At 42.4% G+C, this 19,439-nt stretch carries 10 protein-coding genes and 1 pseudogene; 7 read left to right on the forward strand and 4 right to left on the reverse strand.

Features of this window, described 5'->3' with window-relative positions; genetic code table 11:
• Window positions 1–839: 839 nt before the first annotated feature.
• From glf to uvsE, 3 genes are all read left to right on the forward strand, one after another.
• Entirely contained in the window at window positions 840–3,320 is a 2,481-nt protein-coding gene (gene glf / locus VB740_RS30305) for a UDP-galactopyranose mutase (RefSeq protein WP_323203544.1), read from the forward strand.
• 272 nt (window positions 3,321–3,592) lie between these two features.
• Complete coding sequence (locus tag VB740_RS30310) at window positions 3,593–5,854, forward strand: family 1 glycosylhydrolase (protein WP_323203545.1); 2,262 nt, start codon at window positions 3,593–3,595, stop codon at window positions 5,852–5,854.
• Between the two features lie 286 nt (window positions 5,855–6,140).
• Window positions 6,141–7,097 (forward strand): UV DNA damage repair endonuclease UvsE, encoded by a 957-nt coding sequence (gene uvsE / locus VB740_RS30315; protein WP_323203546.1) that lies wholly within the window; start codon window positions 6,141–6,143, stop codon window positions 7,095–7,097.
• A gap of 146 nt (window positions 7,098–7,243) precedes the next feature.
• Here the strand turns inward: uvsE and VB740_RS30320 are convergent.
• Window positions 7,244–7,967, reverse strand: a pseudogene (locus tag VB740_RS30320) (chloride channel protein).
• Window positions 7,968–8,169: 202 nt separating this feature from the next.
• On the opposite strand from VB740_RS30320, the gene VB740_RS30325 reads away from it, so the two are divergent.
• A complete protein-coding gene (locus tag VB740_RS30325; RefSeq protein ID WP_323203547.1) occupies window positions 8,170–8,367 on the forward strand; it encodes a hypothetical protein in 198 nt (65 codons plus the stop codon).
• Between the two features lie 80 nt (window positions 8,368–8,447).
• Here the strand turns inward: VB740_RS30325 and VB740_RS30330 are convergent, their stop codons facing one another.
• Window positions 8,448–9,062: a nucleotidyltransferase family protein gene (locus VB740_RS30330; RefSeq protein ID WP_323203548.1), complete on the reverse strand. Its 615-nt coding sequence runs from the start codon at window positions 9,060–9,062 to the stop codon at window positions 8,448–8,450.
• A gap of 525 nt (window positions 9,063–9,587) precedes the next feature.
• On the opposite strand from VB740_RS30330, the gene VB740_RS30335 reads away from it, so the two are divergent.
• Together VB740_RS30335 and VB740_RS30340 are read left to right on the forward strand one after the other, a co-directional pair.
• On the forward strand, window positions 9,588–14,987 hold the full coding sequence (locus VB740_RS30335) for a translocation/assembly module TamB domain-containing protein (protein ID WP_323203549.1): 5,400 nt from the start codon (window positions 9,588–9,590) through the stop codon (window positions 14,985–14,987).
• Between the two features lie 646 nt (window positions 14,988–15,633).
• Window positions 15,634–16,146 (forward strand): DUF3122 domain-containing protein, encoded by a 513-nt coding sequence (locus tag VB740_RS30340; protein ID WP_323203550.1) that lies wholly within the window; start codon window positions 15,634–15,636, stop codon window positions 16,144–16,146.
• Between the two features lie 163 nt (window positions 16,147–16,309).
• On the opposite strand, the gene VB740_RS30345 is transcribed toward VB740_RS30340, so the two are convergent.
• Together VB740_RS30345 and VB740_RS30350 are read right to left on the reverse strand one after the other, a co-directional pair.
• On the reverse strand, window positions 16,310–16,600 hold the full coding sequence (locus tag VB740_RS30345; protein ID WP_323203551.1) for a hypothetical protein: 291 nt from the start codon (window positions 16,598–16,600) through the stop codon (window positions 16,310–16,312).
• Window positions 16,601–16,838: 238 nt separating this feature from the next.
• Window positions 16,839–17,678 (reverse strand): prephenate/arogenate dehydrogenase, encoded by an 840-nt coding sequence (locus VB740_RS30350; protein WP_323203552.1) that lies wholly within the window; start codon window positions 17,676–17,678, stop codon window positions 16,839–16,841.
• 69 nt (window positions 17,679–17,747) lie between these two features.
• On the opposite strand from VB740_RS30350, the gene VB740_RS30355 reads away from it, so the two are divergent.
• Complete coding sequence (locus VB740_RS30355; RefSeq protein WP_323203553.1) at window positions 17,748–19,322, forward strand: pentapeptide repeat-containing protein; 1,575 nt, start codon at window positions 17,748–17,750, stop codon at window positions 19,320–19,322.
• Window positions 19,323–19,439 lie beyond the last annotated feature (117 nt).

The following is a 19,439-nucleotide window of genomic DNA, read 5'->3' on the forward strand; positions in this document are numbered from 1 at the left end:
ATAGTAGAGTTTTCGGAGTATCAGAATTATGTTTCTTCCAAAAGTGGATGCTCCCAATTGGATTTATGCAAAAAGGCAGGGAAGCCTTGATTTATCGTAGAAGAAATTCATACATTACCTTTACATTTCGTATTTGATGCGTAAGTCATAAAAAATAAGTTTTCTCAGATAACTTTACCCAATTAAATAATCTAAACCATATTCTTGGGGAAATGCTCAAAAGCCCAGATCAGAGCCTTAAATTGGACGATTTTAGCTAGTTTATGTGTAACAAATAAGACTAAAATTTTGATAAATATAAATTTTGTAATCTATATAAATTGTTTTACAAAACTTGCTATATATAGGTTTGCAAATAAAATTTATAACAAAAAATATTTATCAGTAAACTTATTATCTAATATTTTCTTCTCTGATTAATTGGGGAATAAATATAGTGAAAGCATTGGCTAAACTAGTTTTGTTCCAAAATTATATTGATAATTTCTTGGCTGAAAATCATCATATATTTATGAGCAGGAACTATAAAAAACCTGTAGTAAATACTTGAAAAATTTAGTATAAAGAAATACTAAATTTCTTTCGTGTTAAAAATTACATATCAATTTAACGTTGATATAAGCCTTTTGGCGTATATCTAATTATAGATTTAGCTAAATTTTACATATAATTCAGTATTATTCACGTTATTATTTTAATACCTAAGAAATAATACAGTAATTTTTGATAACTATATTTAGATAGATGAACCTGATATCAAAAAAAGCAAATATTACTATTAATTCCTAAGAGAAAGAGAACTTGTTAGTCAAACATTCTGCAAGTTGAGTTAATTATCTATGTCAAGCAATAAAGTGCAAGAAAACAACGGTATCAGTCATATCGTTTCACCAAAGCTAAATGATGCCAAATCATCAGATACAGCTAAATCGCAATCGTTAACTACATCATCATCACTAAATTTATCCTCATTCAACAAAAACTCTCGATCAACAAAAGCTTTTACCGATACGCCTGATATAGTTTGTTTATCTCATTTGCGTTGGAATTTTGTCTATCAAAGACCGCAACATCTTCTCAGCCGTTGTGCTCAAAAAAAGCGAGTTTTCTTTATTGAAGAGCCAATTTTTAGTGCGGAACCATTGGGGCGATTGGACGTTAGTGAAGACAAAAGTGGAGTAATAGTTGTTGTTCCATATTTACCAGAAGGTCTAAGTGAAGAAGCCGTAAATGCGGATATAAAAGTACTGCTTGATGGGTTATTTGCAGAACATAATATCTGTAAGTACATTTGTTGGTACTATACGCCAATGGCGATCGCATGGGCAAGCCACTTAGAACCTGAAGCTGTTATCTACGATTGCATGGATGAATTATCTGCCTTTAAAGGAGCATCCCCTACTTTAAAGAACTACGAAGCAGAACTATTTCGTCGAGCAAACCTAGTATTTACAGGAGGGCAAAGCCTTTTCGAAAGTAAGGTAAATCAGCACCCAAACGTTTATGCATTTCCGAGTAGCGTAGATGTAGCCCACTTCGGACAAGGAAGAACCCTAAAAGAAGAACCAGCAGACCAAGCAAATATTCCTCATCCGCGCCTTGGCTTCTTTGGTGTAATTGATGAGCGAATGGATATTGAATTACTAGCTGGGATTGCCGAGGCTCGTCCTGATTGGCATTTAGTGATAATTGGGCCAGTTGTGAAAATTGACCCAGCAACTCTGCCACAACATGAAAATATTCATTATCTCGGTGGTAAAGACTATAAAGACTTACCCAAATATCTGGCGGGTTGGGACTTAGCAATGTTGCCTTTTGCGCGAAACGAGTCAACACGCTTTATTAGCCCGACTAAGACACCAGAGTATTTAGCCGCAGGTAAACCTGTAGTCTCTACCTCGATTCGAGATGTGGTGCGCCCTTATGGAGATTTGAAGCTGGTACGAATTGCAGACGCGACTGAAGAGTTCGTCACCGCCGCAGAACAGGCATTGCAAGAAGATACACCAGAATCAGGATGGTTGAGTCGGGTAGATGCTTTTTTAGAGCAAATTTCTTGGGATCGGACTTGGGGATCGATGATGCAGTTGATAGATTCTGCGTTGGCGCAGCCGCTCTTTAAGAGCTTCACAACCACACCAGATACTACAGTTAATGGTAAAAATGGGAAATCTCCTATCTCAACAAATATCCCAGAAGCACCAAGCATCGTTACCAGAGACTTTATCTTTGATTACTTAGTTGTTGGTGCAGGTTTTTCTGGCAGCGTTATCGCTGAACGCTTGGCGAGACATTCCGGTAAAAAAGTATTGGTTGTAGACAAGCGCAACCACATCGGCGGCAATGCTTACGACCATTACGACGACCACGGGATTCTCGTACATAAATACGGCCCCCATATTTTTCACACCAACTCCCGCGAAGTATTTGAATACCTTTCACGCTTCACTCCTTGGCGTTCTTACGAGCATCACGTTCTAGCCAGTGTAGACGGACAACTCGTTCCTATCCCCATTAACCTTGACACCATTAACAAACTCTATGGAATGAACCTCAATTCATTCCAGGCGGAAGAGTTTTTTGAGTCGGTTGCAGAACCTAGAGAACATATCCGTACCTCTGAAGATGTAGTAATTAGTAAAGTTGGTCAGGTACTTTACGAAAAGTTCTTCAAAAACTACACTCGCAAGCAATGGGGACTCGATCCTTCAGAACTTGATAAAACAGTAATTGCCCGAATTCCCACCCGTACCAACCGCGACAGCCGATATTTCACAGATAGTTACCAAGCAATGCCACTGCACGGCTTTACCCGGATGTTTGAGAATATGCTAAATCACCCGAACATTAAGGTAATGCTCAACACTGATTACCGTGAAATCGATAAGGCCATACCTTGCCGCGAGATGGTTTACACTGGGCCAGTAGATGAGTTTTTTGATTGTCGCTACGGCAAACTACCCTATCGCTCACTAGATTTCAAACATGAGACGCATCACACCCCTGTGTTTCAGTCAGCGCCAGTTATTAACTATCCCAACGAACAACTGTATACTCGGATTACTGAATTTAAGTACCTGACTGGACAGGAACACTCCAAAACTAGTATTGTTTACGAGTTTCCTAAGGCAGAGGGCGACCCCTATTATCCCGTACCGCGTCCTGAAAATCAGGAAATTTACAAACAATACAAAGCTTTGGCTGAGTCAACGCCAGGTGTACATTTTGTGGGACGGCTAGCTACATACAAGTATCTCAACATGGATCATTGTGTGGCACAGGCTTTGGCAACATACAAACAAATAGCGGTTAAGGCTTGAGTTTGTTGATGTTGATTATGGGCAGTACCTGCCCAGCCGACAATTTTTTAAAGACACGATTAATCGCATCCATAAGTATTAGAGACGTAATTAATCGCATTTGTCTAGAAGTCAGTTTAGGAATTTTATCTGTCTGGCAGATAAATAAGTGGATTTAAAATTCCCACAAAATCAGAGATTTCGTGGTTAATAAACCACAAATATAAATGTTATATCTGCGCTAAAAAAAAACGCGGGAATTCAAAGTAATAAAAACTTTAGTTGTGTAAATTATGACTTTTGTCTTTAACTCAAGTAAAGACGCGATGAATAACGTCTTGAGAGAGAATAATTCACAACTTCCCTTAGAAGTGTGGGCTGGTGTAGAGTGTACAGTTAATCGCGTGGGTGAAGAATATTTTGACCAGTTAGAACGCAACGGTCATGCAACCCGCCTGGATGACTTAGATTTGTTTGCAAAACTAGGGATAAAAGCTATCCGTTACCCTGTGCTATGGGAGAGGATAGCATCTGATGGGTTAGAAAATGCTGATTGGTCATGGGCGGATGAAAGACTAGGGCGCTTGCGCGAACTCGGCATTCGTCCGATTGTGGGATTAGTGCATCATGGTAGTGGCCCACGCGATACAAGTTTGGTAGACCCAGAATTCCCAGAAAAACTAGCGGTGTTTGCCCGTGCAGTAGCCGAACGCTATCCTTGGATAACCTATTACACTCCCATAAATGAACCACTGACAACGGCGCGATTCAGTGGGATGTATGGTCACTGGTATCCTCATGGTCGAGATGATTTAACTTTCGCCCGTGCTTTGTTGGGGGAGTGCCGCGGAGTTGCCCTGGCAATGAAGGCAATCCGGGAAGTCACCCCTAGCGCCCAACTAGTGCAAACCGAGGATTTAGGTAAGACTTACAGTACACCGAAACTAGAATATCAAGCAGAATTTGAGAACGAACGTCGCTGGTTGAGCTTTGATTTATTGTGCGGTCGGATCAACCCAACTCATGCAATGTGGGGTTACTTGCGCGACTGTGGTATCAGTCAGGCTGAACTTGAGGGATTTTTGCAAAATACCTGTCCCCCTGACATCATTGGGATTAACCATTATTTAACCAGCGAACGCTTTTTGGATGAACATACAGAAAACTATCCAGCTTGGACGCATGGCGGTAATGGACGGGATAAGTATGCCGATGTAGAGGCAGTGCGAGTTTGTGCTGAAGGTTTGGCAGGCCCACGTACATTGCTACTAGAGGCATGGGAACGCTATCATCTGCCCCTTGCTGTCACCGAAGCTCATATCAGCTGCACCCGTGAGGAGCAGCTACGCTGGTTTTATGAAGTGTGGAATGCGGCACAAGAATTACAAGCTGAGGGTGTAGATATCCGCGCTGTCACTGCTTGGGCGCTCCTTGGTAGCTACGATTGGAATAGTTTAGTCACAAAAGCTAACGGCTACTACGAACCAGGCGTATTTGATTTGCGATCGCGTAGCGTCTCAAGAGGAGAATCGCCACATCCTCGACCAACAGCGATCGCTAAAATGGTGCAGAATCTAGCAAATGGGCATCAACCAAATCACCCGCTACTTGAGACTCCAGGCTGGTGGCATCGCCAAGAGCGCCTGTTATACCCAGCGCTAAGTTGCAATGGAGAAATAGGGAGAGCAAGGAAAAGTCACACAACATCCCCATCAGATCCTTCTCCTTTAGCGATCATTGGTGCCAGAGGAACTCTCGGAAAGGCTTTTGCTCGGTTGTGCGAAGTGCGCGGAATTTCATATCACCTGCTGACGCGTCAAGAGATGGATATTACCGATCCTGCCTCTGTGGATGCGGCGCTCACTCAGTTGAAGCCGTGGGCGGTTGTGAACGCTGCCGGATATGTGCGCGTAGATGATGCCGAACGTGAACCCCACGTTTGCCTGCAAATCAATGCGGAAGGCCCAGCGATTCTAGCTGCTGCTTGCGCTCAACATAACGTACCACTGCTGACTTTCTCCTCAGATTTGGTATTTGACGGCGCTGTGTCTAATCCTTATGTCGAAACTGATGCCGTTGCCCCCCTTAATGTATATGGGTGCAGCAAAGTTTTGGCAGAAAAGCTGGTATTGCAGGCTTATCCCGCATCACTGGTGATTCGCACCAGTGCATTTTTTGGCCCGTGGGATGAGTATAATTTTGTCACGATCGCCCTGCGTCAGCTTAGTGCTGGTAATGATTTCATTGCCGCAGAGGATGGAATTGTTTCACCTACATATGTACCAGATTTGGTTCATGCTAGCCTGGATTTATTAATTGATGGCGAGTGTGGGCTGTGGCATTTGGCGAATAAAAGTGCGATCGCTTGGGCCGATTTAGCACGGTTAGCGGCTAAACAAGCTGGAGTCAGTGTTAGCAATCTGATTTCTGTGCCCACAGAACAACTTGGTTTCACTGCTCCCCGCCCCACTTACAGCGTTCTTGGTAGCAGCCGAGGTGAATTCATGCCGTCCCTTGATAGTGCAATTTCTCGCTACTTGGAAGAAAGAATCTAATACCGCAAGGCGGAAGCCAAAAGCCAAAAGTTTTATATATCAAGGCTTTTGCAAGTTTTAAAATAGTAGCTTGATTTCCGCCGCGCTGTAATAGGAACTAAATTTTCTCTTTACCCCCAATTCCCAATTATGTCAACCATTTTAGTAACAGGAGGAGCCGGATATATTGGCTATTTTAAAGCATCGTCTTAGGCTTAAGACTTCATTCTTTAGGTACTCGTAAGCTAGTGATAAAACTTGTTTAAATTAAACAATGGCTCAAAATAGCGACAGTTAGTATTAGTTAATGACCGTAATCGAGTTTCAAAATTTACCTAATGCACAACAGTGCCCAAAAAGTACACTGCCCTATTTGGGGCTAGTTTGCATCACCTCTGACAAACAAGTGCGCTTTCGGACAATGACGCGCACCCGATACTTAAAACTTTCTCTTAGCGATCGCAAAATTGCCCTAAGTGAACTGTATCACCATAACTTACAGCGCTTGCATGACGCCCTCTCCTTTTGTGAGCAGAATAAAATTCAGCTTTATCGGATGTCTTCTGCTTTATTTCCTTTAAGTGACTTAGAAGACGAAATCGGCGCAAATATATTAGAGACAATGAGCGCTGATTTAGCAACAATCGGTCAACGAGCAAATGCATTGAGCATAAGAATGGTGTTGCATCCAGATCAATATGTAGTGCTGAGTTCTGATTCTCCCGAAGTGGTACAGGCAAGTATTAATAATCTAGCGGGACATGCACGCATACTTGACTTACTGGGCTTACCGCGATCGCCTTGGTCATTGATGAATATTCATGGTGGCAAATCTCAACGGGCTGAACAACTAGTAAAAGTAATCTCCCAACTACCAGAAAACATCAAAAGCCGTTTGACGCTAGAAAACGATGAATACGCCTATAGTGCGGATGAAATTTTAGCAGTATGTCAGCAAGCTGGCGTGCCAATGGTATTTGATGCCCATCACCATATTTGCCACGAAAATTTAGATACCTACGATCATCCGAGTGTAGCATCGATGTTTTACGCAGCAAGAGAAACTTGGACAAATCCAGATTGGCAATTAGTCCATATTTCTAATGGTGAGCAAGCTTTCAACGACAGAAAACACAGCAACTTGATTACCGATATGCCTAACGTTTACCACCAAGCACCGTGGATCGAAGTTGAAGCCAAACAAAAAGAAGAAGCGATCGCACATTTGCGCTCTTGGTGGCTGATGAAAGGGACTTCCACATAAAAAATATCCTATCGCTTTAGGGGCAGGGAGCAGGGGGCAGGGGGAGGGAAAGTTGTACTGAAGTCCAGAAATTGGATAATTTATTTTTTGGAGTTTCCAAAAATGATTGTACATAAATTAATACAGTACCTTAGCTATCTACCTTTTTATTCAGTAGCTTCTCTTTGGGACTTCAATTGAGATGCAATCAGAGGAACTTTCGGCGCGAGAAAAAATCCAATTAGACTGGCAAAAAGGATTGGTGTAAAAGGACTCAAGTTAGTTAGTTTTGACAGTAGCAAAGTCGTACTTATCGGTGTGCGCGTTACGGCTGCATTGAGAGCGGCCATTGTACAAATCATCGCAAGGGCGGGATTAAGTTCCGGAATTAAGACTGCTACTGCTTTACCAATACAAGCACCAGTAAAAAACAGGGGGATGATGAATCCACCGCGCCACCCACCTGTGACTGTAATACTAATAGCAGCCATTTTACCAAGAGCAAGAGTTAAGAGAAAAACAGCAGGAAAGCTAGTAGTGAGGACTGACTCTAATTCTTCATCTCCAAAATAACGGGTTAGGGGTAATAAAACTGCCTCCCTACACCCAACACCCTGTCCCCTACACCCTTCTTTTCACCAACCCGATAACTAAACCGGCTAGTGGCATCATTATCAGGAGGTTAAAACCTTCAAATCGTTGCAGATTATGAGTTAAAAGTTCTAAAACATTCCAGTACAACGCCGCAAAAAGACCACCAACAGTCCCCACAACTACCCAGCGGATCACCCACTGCGAAATCATCAAGGGATTACGCTTTACCAGTCCAAAAAGTTGAGCAAATGTCCAGCGTTGAGTTTGATTAGTAGCGGGGGGTTTCTTTGGTAACACTGCTTATTTCCTGTTTATGAAACGGAGAATACAGAATATTTACGTCTTTTATCGTATAAGCTATTTAGTTTAGTGAATCATCTTTGGTCTACAAGGGGCAATCGCCTTTCTTACCCACCACCGTGTGAAATTAAGCCTCAAGATAGTGTGTACCTCATCACAAAAGAACTTAAGCTTGGCGTATAAGTTTGGGGAAATAGTGATGAATAAGGAAACAGTTCCTAATCAAGCTGAAAAATCGAATCCAGAGGGCGATCCATCGCAACTAGATCCAGAGGTATTAGACAAAATCAAACACCCTCGAAGAATAGACGATGTTATTCGGGAGCAATCACCAGAAGAACGTAAAAGCAACCCAGCTTTAGTACCGGAAATGATTGATGATCCAACTGAGGATTGATTGGGTTTGCGAAAGAGTAATCGAAATGCTCAGATTCTAGGCTTCTTGGAAAAATCGGGAATCTTGTTAATAATCTGCTGCTATTCAGAATTATGCAGATGTTCCTGATATACTTCCGGCGTGTTAATGTCTAATAGCATAGCCGGAGTATCAAATTTAACTTGATGAATTACTGGATAAAATTCTTTGATAATTTGGCGTAAACCTAAGGTTTCTTCACGGATATTTTGTAAGTGCGTAGGCGCAGCCCGCCGTAGGCATCGCATTCCATTACTAAATAACAATGGATGCCCCATTTTCCCTTCATAGGTGGGTGCAGTAATCATTGCTGAATTTTCTTGGTGTGCTAGCAGTAATTTCTGGTAAATATCTAATTTCCTGGGTTGGTCAACTGCGGAAATTGCCAAGACTTCAAAGTTTGGGGGAATATGTTGCAACCCTATGAGCAAGGAAGTTGTTTTCCCGGCATTGGCATGAGGATTAATTACAGTCAAACTGCCAAGAGGACAATCTTGTTGTTTATGGGTGTTGTGTGAACCTAACACAACTACAGGGGTAAAACCTGCATTGAACCACTGTTCTAGTTGATAAGTTAATAATGTTTTTCCTTCACCCCAAGGGAGTGAAGTTTTGCAAGTACCCATGCGAGTAGATGCACCTGCTGCGAGGACGATAGCAAACTTCTTGGGTGACATCAGTGGTTTGTAAGTATAATACTAAGCAAATAAAATCTATCTAAAGATATTAATTATTTATACATAAAGATAGTTGTTCGCAATATATGTATTGTGAGAAAAGACATATAATTGTGCATTTTGCGTAACAAAAAGGAGACAAAATTTGCCAGACAGCTATTTGGATGACTATAGACTATCAAAAGGTAAAGCAGAGAATAAATCTAATTACTGCTCGGATTGAGGAAGTGCTAATTAAGTACCATACTCTAGATGAAATCTCCAAATTAAAAGGCGAGAACAGCTAATTTTGGGTAAAAATTATTACTCAAAACATATTATTAAAGCCACAGCTTACACCTGGCTGATACAACTGCTAATAGCACAGCGGGCACGTAAATAAACATATTACTTCAAATAGCGCAAGAAGCTCGGAATACAATTCTTTTAATTTTTGACTTCCGCGGCTCGACTGAGCTTCGCCGAACGTCCTTGCGGTGCTAGCTTGTCTCTTGGCTAATTCCAGATAAAAGTACTGTAACGATAATGACGCACTCTCCAAATTCAGAAAATAACCATGAACCACCTAATCGCCGTTTATGGCTCCTGCTTTTAGGACGTACCAGTTTGGCTTTCGGTGTAGTTTTGCTGGTTGGAATTGCAGTCGGTGCTTGGTGGGCTAGAAGTTATATATATAAGGAATTAGCGCCATTAGTACAGCAAAATCTTGAGCAATTGCTGGGGCGTCCAGTAAAAGTTGGGAACGTTGAACGTTTTTCGCTCTCTAGTCTAAGATTTAGCTCTCTATCGATACCAGCAACTCCTACCGATGCAGATCAGGTAGTAGCAAAAGCCTTAGATGTGCAGTTCTCGCCCTTGGAACTTCTCTTCACTCGAAAACTAGCATTAAATGTTACGTTAGTTCAGCCCAATGTCTACATTCAACAGGATAAAGATGGCCGTTGGGTGACAACCCAAGTTAAGGCTGGGGAGGGACAAGGCTTTATTCAAACTGAGTTGCAGACACTTCAAATTCAAGATGGCGATGTAGAGTTGATGCCATTCGCTGCGCCAACTAGACCGAAAGGCTCAGTAATATTAGATCAATTTGGTGGTATTGCCCGATTTTCAGATCAAAATCAAAGGGTCGGTTATGATCTCAATGGTCAACTCACTAGGGGAGGCGCTGTTAAAATTGTTGGCGAAACCCAACTCAAAGCTCAACAAACTAACCTCCAACTGCAAGCACAAAATTTACAAGCCTCTGATATAAGTCGATTAATTGAGTTGCCAATCGCCTTGCAAGGAGGGCGTATAGATGCTGACTTAGGGGTTCAAATTCCACCCAAACTGTCAGAAATAGCTGTTACGGGAACGGCTACAGCTAATCAAATTACTGCCAAAATTCCAAATATTCCTCAGCCAATTTCTAATTTCAATGGGAGATTTGTATTTCAAGGTCAAACAGTTGCTTTAGAAAATCTGAATACGAACTTTGGCAAAGTTCCCATTGTGGCTAATGGAACAATTAATACCCAAACAGGTTTTAATGTCTCTGCTCAAATAAAACCTATTAGTGCGAAAAATATCTTAGACACGCTGAATGTAAATTCGCCAGTTCCAGCTAGTGGCGAAGTTCAAGCAAATATTCAGGTAGGCGGCCCACTTCAGCAACCAGTTGTTAGCGGTAAAGTAAGCAACACAAAACCTATTCAAGTTGACCGCCTTCAATTTAAAACCGTCAACACTGATTTCCGCTTAAATGTATCTGAAAATGCATCTCAACTTACTGTCTCCAATCTGAATTTAGTCCCCGCAGCAGGTGGTCAAATTACAGGCGGCGGTCAAGCTAATATAGGAGCCAAAGACAACGTAATATTTAATGCTCAACTTGATGGAGTATCAGGAGATATACTGGCACGTAACTACGGCGTGACTCTACCGATCGCAGTTGGGAATGTTTCAGCAAAAGCACAAATTACTGGTTCGCTTGCCAAACAGCCGTTGAACCTTGATATTAATAGTGTTCAAGTAACGCCACCAACCGGAGGGCAAATTACAGCCAATGGACAAATTCAACTAGCTCCCCAAGGTCAGGTAGGCGTAAATATTCAAGCTCAAGGTCTACCAGGAAATGCGATCGCTCAAGGTTATGGTATTTCAACACCGATTAATATTGGTGGTATATCTGCGAACGCTAAAGTTTCTGGTTCTCTGGGTAAACCCTTAAATGTCAATATTGCTCGCGTTCAAGCAAATCCAGAGGTGGGAGGGCAAGTCACAGCTAGCGGTCAACTTCAACTTGCACCTCAAGGTAGGGTGGCGCTGAATGTGCAAGCACAAAATTTACCTGGGGATGCGATCGCAAAAGCATACAACTCTTCACCTGACATCACCATTGGGAATGTGTCAGCAAATGCCAATATTTCTGGCACTCTGAACAATCTGCAAGCAGTAGCGCGGGTGCAAGCGCCTAACGCCACCTATCCCACTACCGGACGAGTTGTTGTTGATCAACAAGGAGAGAATCTCGTCTTTCCAAATGCTGTGTTGAATGTAGCAGGCGGGACAATCACAGCTAGTGGTCAACTTGCACAACAACGCTGGCAAGCAGCTGTCAACACTTCTCAAATTCAACTCAACCGGTTCTCACCACAACTGCGAGGACGGCTCAATAGCAATCTTCAGTTAGCAGGGACAACAGAATCTTTCCAGCTTGCGGATATTCGCGCCGCCGGAAAAATCAGCCTTCCCCAAGGGATAGCGCAGCTGACACAACCACTCACCGCTCAATTTCGATGGAATGGGCAGCAGATTATAGTTGAAAACGCATCTACCCCAGGATTTACTGCTAATGGTACGATCGCAATTCAAACTCCACCAACTGGCGCACCGGAAATTGCGGGATTTAATTTAAATGTACTGGCACAGAATTTCAACTTAAAAAATACTGGTTTTGAAATTCCTGGTGACGTAGAACTAGCGGGGTTACTTGATTTTAAGGGACAAGTTACAGGTACTCCAGATGTTCCGCAAGCTACTGGCAATATCCGACTGCGGAATTTTCAAGTTAGTGACTTGGCATTTGATCCGCTTTTAACCGGAAACGTGAATTTTCAAGGGGGACAAGGAGCAAGTCTGCGATTAGCTGGGCAGCAAGATAGGATTGCGCTGAACTTGGGTGCAGATTATCGTCCCACTTCATTTTTAGTTCGGCGCGATGGAGCAGTTGCCACAGGTAGAATTGAGGGAGAAAACTTGCTCATCAACGCTCAACAGTTTCCCATCGCTCTGATTGGAGGCTTTTTACCGAACAATCAATTGCAACCACTAGCGGGACAACTATCGGGGGATTTAGTTGTCAATCTAAATAATTATGCCATTGCGGGAGATGTTGCGATCGCCCAGCCTCGGATTGGAAGAATTACAGCAGATGAATTTCGCGGCACCATTAATTATGCCGATGGTACTGCTAGCTTATCTAATGGTCAATTGCAAATTGGAGATAGCAATATTGCCCTCAGTGGCAATCTGCAACCAGGGAATGACCCGCAATTTCAATTTCAAGCTAATTTTGACCAAGCCAGAATCCAGAGACTTTTACAAACGTTTAATATCTTCGACTTTCAAGACTTTGGTACTGGCTTGCAGCTACCAAATTTAGCTGGAGCAGAAGTACTTGACACTGAGTCTGTCAGTTTACCCGATGCAGATTTGCTCACACAGCTAGCATATTTCTCAAAAATTGTCGCATTGGTAGCACAACAACAGCAAGAAGAGAGAAATGAAACTGCATCTTTACCCACCCTTGCAGAATTAACAGGTGTTTTGAGCGGAGGAATTACAGCTAATGGCTCGTTAAAATCTGGGTTGAATGTCGGCTTTAATTTCCAAGGTGCTAATTGGCAATGGGGTGAATACTCCATTAATCAAGTAGTTGCTCAAGGCAATTTTGCCGATGGAATCGTCACACTTTCGCCGTTGAGTGTTGGGATAAATCAAGGACTAGTGGCTTTTTCAGGACAGTTAGGAACTGAGCAACTATCTGGCAACTTGAATGTAGCAAGTTTACCTTTATCACTTTTACAGCCTTTTATCGAACAATACCCCATAGATATCACTGGTAATGTAAATGCTGATGCCACATTGGGAGGTAGTTTACAAGACCCCAGAGTTCAAGGGGAAGTAGCGCTGGCGAATGCAACTCTCAACAAGCAACCTGTACAAACAGGACAAGTGAACTTTGACTACAACGATGCTCGTTTGAATTTTGACAGTAGCTTACTAGTGACAGGAACGCAGCCAGTTACCATTACAGGTAGCGTACCTGCTCCGTTACCTTTTGCCGAAGTGCAACCGGATAGCAATCAAATCAGCATCAACGCCAATGTGAACAATGAAGGATTGGCACTGTTAAACCTGTTTACTAACAATCAAGTTGCTTGGGTAGACGGTCAAGGACAAGTAGATTTAAATGTTCAAGGTACTTTAAACGAACCAATTATTAACGGCAATGTCACACTTAATAATGCAACTTTTAGCGCTGAAGCCTTATCTGAACCCCTAACGAATGTCACAGGGACAGCGCAATTTAATGGTAATAGTGTGAATGTCCAAGGTATCCAAGGCACTTACAATGAAGGGCAAGTAAGTGCATCAGGCATCCTCCCGATTCTTCAGCCTCAGCAAACCGTAGCAAATCCTCTCACAGTATCAATAGCAGACAAACTCAACTTTGAAATTGCAGGACTGTATGAAGGCGGTGTTGGCGGCGATATTGTACTTCGCGGAACAGCGTTAAAACCTGTAATTGGTGGAGAGATTGAACTGAGTGATGGTCAGGTGATTATTGGAAACACGGCTACTGCTGAGAAAAAATCAGCAGCTACAGCAGCGGCTAACGCTAACGTCATAAATCTAAATAGAGAAGAGCTTAACCCTAACGTCACACCGACAGCAGAGAGTAGCGCTAACCCAGTAGCTACAGCAGACGCAAGCACTAAGCCGGTGGCGACAGCAGACGCAAGCACTAGCACAGCAACTCCACCCAATTTACCTATAGAGTTTGCAGATTTAAGGTTAATTCTAGACGACGATGTTCGTGTTACCAGTCAATCCTTTCTCGACTCAATACCAGGAGCAGCCGTTTTTAGTCAGCCCCTATTGAGCTTTGAAGCAAAAGGCGACTTGACCATTAATGGCACATTAGCCAAACCACTTCCTGAAGGAGTCATTCGTTTGACAGGAGGACGAGTAAGTTTATTTTCCACTGAGTTCGCCTTGGAACGGGGCTATGAACACACTGCGCGGTTTACTCCAAGTCAAGGATTAGACCCTACTTTGGATGTCCGACTGCTCGCAATTGTACCTGAAGCATCGGCAACGAATAATCGAATTTTGGAATCACCATTGTCTGCTGAAATCAGCGATGTTTCTGCTAGCAACTTTGGGACTTTACGTACAGTTCGTGTTCAAGCAAGAGTGGATGGGCCAGCTAGTGAATTGGGCGAAAATCTGGAACTGACGAGTGAACCTAACCGTAGCCGGGGAGAAATAGTTGCTTTACTGGGTGGCTCGATTCTTGGTTCTTTCGGTCAAGCAGATGCAGGACAAGGGCTGACTAATTTTGCTAGTTCTACCATTTTAGGTGGTTTGCAAGGAACTATTACTGCGATCGGACAGGCTATTGGTTTCAGCGAATTTCGGATATTTCCCACCCCTATCACTAGTAATGAAACAACGACAGCTTCAGTTCTGAATTTATCAGCAGAAGGTGTGTTTAACATCAATAGAAATTTCTCTGCTTCTTTATCACGCCCTCTTTCTAGCGATGAGTCTTTCCGTTATAACGTGCTTTATCGACTCAATGATGAAATTTTGATGCGAGGCTCAACTAATTTAGGGGATGAAAATCTATTCCAAGTTCAGTATGAAACCCGATTTTAGATTACGAAAATAGGTAACGCAGGGTGGGCTAATTTTTACAAGCCGATGCAATGGCATTGTGGTTGGATGCATTACGTCAATTCTAGAAAAGACTGCTTATCGTTAAGCAAGTGATAATAGTCGTGCTGTTTCTGAGGTCACGTTGCCTACTTAGAAGCAACCAGAAGGTGCAGAATGTAGGTTAAATGATGGTGAGTAGCTTACAAAAATTAGATTATGTGGAGTGATACCGGGCAAAACATCCAATCCATTAGAGACATATAAAAAACCCTACAATCGCGTGTGCCCGTGATTGTAGGGGTGGAGTCTATGAGGTGTCGCATTATGAAATCTTTTAGATTCTATGTAAGTATTTGGAACGAATTAAACAACTGCGGGGGGATATCTGGATAATGGTGGGGTTATAGTTTGGGGATAAATTATGGAAACTAACTGTGCTTCCCAAAACAAATGCTTAGTTTACAGTGTTCCCAATAAAGAGTCCCTTACCTCTACGAGTGATTCAGAAATCAAATCAGATTGCTATAGAAGTTAAGCATGTATGAGAACAAACCGCAGAGGCGCAAAGGACACAGAAAAAGCAGAGAGTTTAAGTTGAAGAGTTATTTAGTTTTTGCCAAACTCTTTCGGGTGTTAAATGTGTCACATGAAGCGAAAATTCCAACAATATTTTTGGCGTTGTACGCTAGTTGTGTTTCTAGTATTAACCGGATGTGGATGGAGTGTGCAGCCAGCACAAGCACTGCTGCGTCAACACCATGATTCTCCTGGTGTTTTACGCTACCACTCACAAGTATCTATCAAAGATGAAAACGGATATGCTTGGCAAGTGCTACTGTTCAAACAAAATTACAACAGTTCGGTAAAAGATTTACGGTTGCGCTTGGTTGCTTTTCCGGGTGTCGTTGAACTTGCTCATCCCCAACCATTGTTAATTGAAACAGCAACAGGAAAATTGCTGAATGCATCGGATGCATACGTTCTAAATGCACCCGTCCCTAATGTGGGCGAATATAACTTAACTGATATCTTGCCTAAATTGCCAACAACTGATGCACTCAAACTCTATGTACCACTCTCTAGTGGACAGCAATTGGTTCTCAACATATCTAATACTGTAGTCACTGAGTGGCAATGGCTAGTTACAGAAATTGATTGACTTTATCCATTATCCACCAATGGTAAAGTTGAATGTAAAAGCATTAAACAAAAACATAACCCAATGGTGATGTGGGATATGATAGCTGCCTTAAAAACAGAAATTTTAGTCTTCATACGCTTATACGCTTATAGCCTCCCACATCACACGTACCACTGTAATATTAGTCTTGAGACTCCTCAGATATAGGTTCCGATTCGGTTTCAAGTTCTTCTGTATTGACTTTGACTGGAGGTTTAACGGGTTTTGGGCCGCGTGCTAGGGCAGGATTCCCCTGCTGCCTGTTTTCTTCTCCATAGGATGCTTTTTTCCCTTTGTCAGACGAGCGATTACGGCTCGGTTTTGCGCTTTTGGGGTTGGATTCAATAGGAGGTATAGAATCCTTATTTTCGGAATTGTTGTCAGTGCTTCCTTGGGACTGACGTTCCGATTTCTTGATTGGGCGTTCTACCATTGTTGAATTTTGTAAATTTATCTGTATATTACATCGGTTTGGTGACTATAAAACTGTTAAGTAGCATTTTGTAAAAAATTTACTGTTACACTTATTTAAGTGGCTATATTTGTTGATTTGACAAGAAAGCGGCTACCCAAATTGATCGACTAGCTCAAAAAGCATTCATAACCAATAAGCAACTAATTTACCAAATGTTGAAATGGGTGCGTTATCAAGAAAGTAACGCACCCTAAAACTAATCAACAAAATCAGGTCGGGACTTTCCTGTTGATGTCAACTTTTGTTCTAAAACTGCCCAATTTTCTTGCTCAATTAAGTTAGTCAACTCATCGAGATTGAGACGATACTGTTGCAGCGATCGCAGCAATGCCGGACGATTATATCGTGCCATCATCACACCCAACTCTGGATTCCCACCACCCACACGACTGGTATCCCGAAAGCCTGAACTAGCTAACTTTTGAGCTAATTCCAAAACATCGGGGTCAGTTTCACTCAAACAAGCAGCAATCAACGAGGAACTGACCATAACAGGTAAATGAGAAATCCAACTCACAGCGCGGTCATGTTGCTCTGGTTGACAATAGTAAATATTAGCCCCAAGCGATCGCACAATTTCCTCGACAACCGTAATTGCACTAGTTGGCGTTGTATTTATCGGTGTTAATACATAAGGTTTATCCACAAATAAATTTCGCTGTGCAGCTTCTATCCCACTATCTGTCCTTCCTGCCATTGGATGACCGCCGATAAAATTATCCCAAAGGGGAGAAATCGCTTTAACTATCTGTGCTTTCGCCGAACCCACATCAGTTATAACGGTAGCGGCAGACAAATGAGCGATCATTTCCTCAAATTGGGGCACAATAAGCGCTAGAGGTGTACAAATAAATACAACCTCTGCGGCTGCCAATAGGCTGAGATTAACTGATGCTTGATCAACACTGCCAAGGGCAACTGCCTTTTGACAAGTGGATTCACGGCGACTAACTCCTAAGATATGATGTCCTTGCGATCGCAAATCAAAACCCAAAGATCCGCCTATCAGTCCTAGTCCTAAAATCCCAATATTCATTTTTAATTTTGACATTCCGTTTTTATGACTTTACCAACTATTAAAGTTGGCATCCAAGGGGTAGCATCGATGACTGTAGAGGAATTACTGGAACAATACGCAGCAGGAGTCTTAAACTTTAATGGTATTGACCTTACGGAAGCTAACCTGAGTGGGGCCAAACTCAATGGCGTGAATCTTAGCAATGCTAATTTGAGTATAGCCAACCTGAGCGGCGCGAATCTGAGCGCAGCTAACTTGAGCAATGCCAAGTTGAATATAGCAAGGCTAAGTGGTGTGAATCTATGTAGCGCCATCTTAAATAACGCCAGTCTTAACGTCGCTAATTTGATTCGAGCCGATCTGAGTCGCGCTCAACTTAGAGGAGCCTCATTGATCCGCACCGAGTTAATTCGTGCTGACCTCAGTCGCGCCGATTTGTCGGAAGCTGACCTCACCAGCGCCGATCTGCGGGAGGCGACGCTCCGCCAAGCGAATCTCCGTCAAGCTAACTTGAGTGAGGCTGTCTTGAGAGGTTGTTCCTTGACAGGAGCCAACTTAGAGATGGCTAATTTAAATGCCAGTGACCTCAGTCGTTCTGATCTTAGTGGTGCAAATTTGCGAGATGCCGAACTCAGACAAGCAAATCTCAGCCATGCTAACTTGAGTGGAGCAGATTTGAGCGGGGCGAACCTGCGATGGGCAGATTTGAGCGGCGCAAATCTCCGGTGGGCAGATTTAAGTGGTGCAAAATTGAGCGGAGCTAATTTAATTGGCGCAGATTTAAGCAATGCCAATTTAACAAATACAATTTTAATCCACGCTGATTTAACTCAGGCAAAATTAATTAGGGCGGAATGGATTGGTGCTGACTTAACAGGAGCAACATTGACTGGGGCAAAGGTTTATGCGGCTTCCAGATTTGGCTTAAAAACCGAAGGCATGATTTGTGAATGGGTTGATCTTAGCCCAAATGGCGATCGCTCCATTATCCAAAACTTCCATTCCGAAGACTCACGAGATTTTTTTAACGAAACACCGCCAACAATCCGAATTATTATTGATGCAGCCATAGAACACGAAGCCAATTTTGCTCTTGCTGGCGCTTACTATCAAATTGCTCAGGAATACCGGGGGTTGAAACAACCCCCAAGCATGGAAAGTGGGCGTCGCCGTACTGTTTTCACATTTCATGTAGATAGCGACAAAGCGTTATTTTCCACTGCTTACATTGTGATTCTTCCCTTTCTCGATGCAGTATCTACCCAAAAGAATATTTTCACCATTCTGGAAATGATTAACAATGAAGTTGTTGCAAACCAAAATTTAAAATCGCTTAAATCACCCCAGATTGTGAAAGAATTAAATACTCTTGTGGAGCAAGCGATGCATCAGGCTACAACAATTAAACAGATGAAAAAAAATATCGAAGTAGCTGCAAAGTTAAATTTTTGTAAAGCACCAACCCAAATAATTTTAACGAATTCCAGTGCCCAAACTTTGATTGCCCATGACAATCCCCAGTTTGGAAAAAGATTTATTAATCGATCTGCTCTTAATGCTTCATCTTATGATGATATATCCAGTGAAGCAACAAAGTATATATTGCCTTCGTTAAATATGATTATGGATTTTGTCAAAGGATTTCATGATATTGGTTATTAGGCATTGGGCATGGGGCATTGGGCATGGGGCATTGGTATTGGTCATTAATTATTAAACTAATAGTAACTGCCTAGCTAGTAGTAATTGAGGCGAGAAAAACACAGACATTACCAAGTA

The organism is Nostoc sp. UHCC 0251 (assembly GCF_034932245.1).
Taxonomy (GTDB): Bacteria; Cyanobacteriota; Cyanobacteriia; order Cyanobacteriales; family Nostocaceae; genus Nostoc.

Bases quoted from the DNA above. Each gene is read 5' to 3' on its own strand.
- glf (WP_323203544.1), top strand. From the start codon at position 840: ATGTCAAGCAATAAAGTGCAAGAAAACAACGGTATCAGTCATATCGTT.
- VB740_RS30310 (WP_323203545.1), top strand. From the start codon at position 3,593: ATGACTTTTGTCTTTAACTCAAGTAAAGACGCGATGAATAACGTCTTG.
- uvsE (WP_323203546.1), top strand. From the start codon at position 6,141: ATGACCGTAATCGAGTTTCAAAATTTACCTAATGCACAACAGTGCCCA.
- VB740_RS30325 (WP_323203547.1), top strand. From the start codon at position 8,170: ATGAATAAGGAAACAGTTCCTAATCAAGCTGAAAAATCGAATCCAGAG.
- VB740_RS30330 (WP_323203548.1), bottom strand. From the start codon at position 9,062: ATGTCACCCAAGAAGTTTGCTATCGTCCTCGCAGCAGGTGCATCTACT.
- VB740_RS30335 (WP_323203549.1), top strand. From the start codon at position 9,588: ATGACGCACTCTCCAAATTCAGAAAATAACCATGAACCACCTAATCGC.
- VB740_RS30340 (WP_323203550.1), top strand. From the start codon at position 15,634: ATGAAGCGAAAATTCCAACAATATTTTTGGCGTTGTACGCTAGTTGTG.
- VB740_RS30345 (WP_323203551.1), bottom strand. From the start codon at position 16,600: ATGGTAGAACGCCCAATCAAGAAATCGGAACGTCAGTCCCAAGGAAGC.
- VB740_RS30350 (WP_323203552.1), bottom strand. From the start codon at position 17,678: ATGAATATTGGGATTTTAGGACTAGGACTGATAGGCGGATCTTTGGGT.
- VB740_RS30355 (WP_323203553.1), top strand. From the start codon at position 17,748: ATGACTGTAGAGGAATTACTGGAACAATACGCAGCAGGAGTCTTAAAC.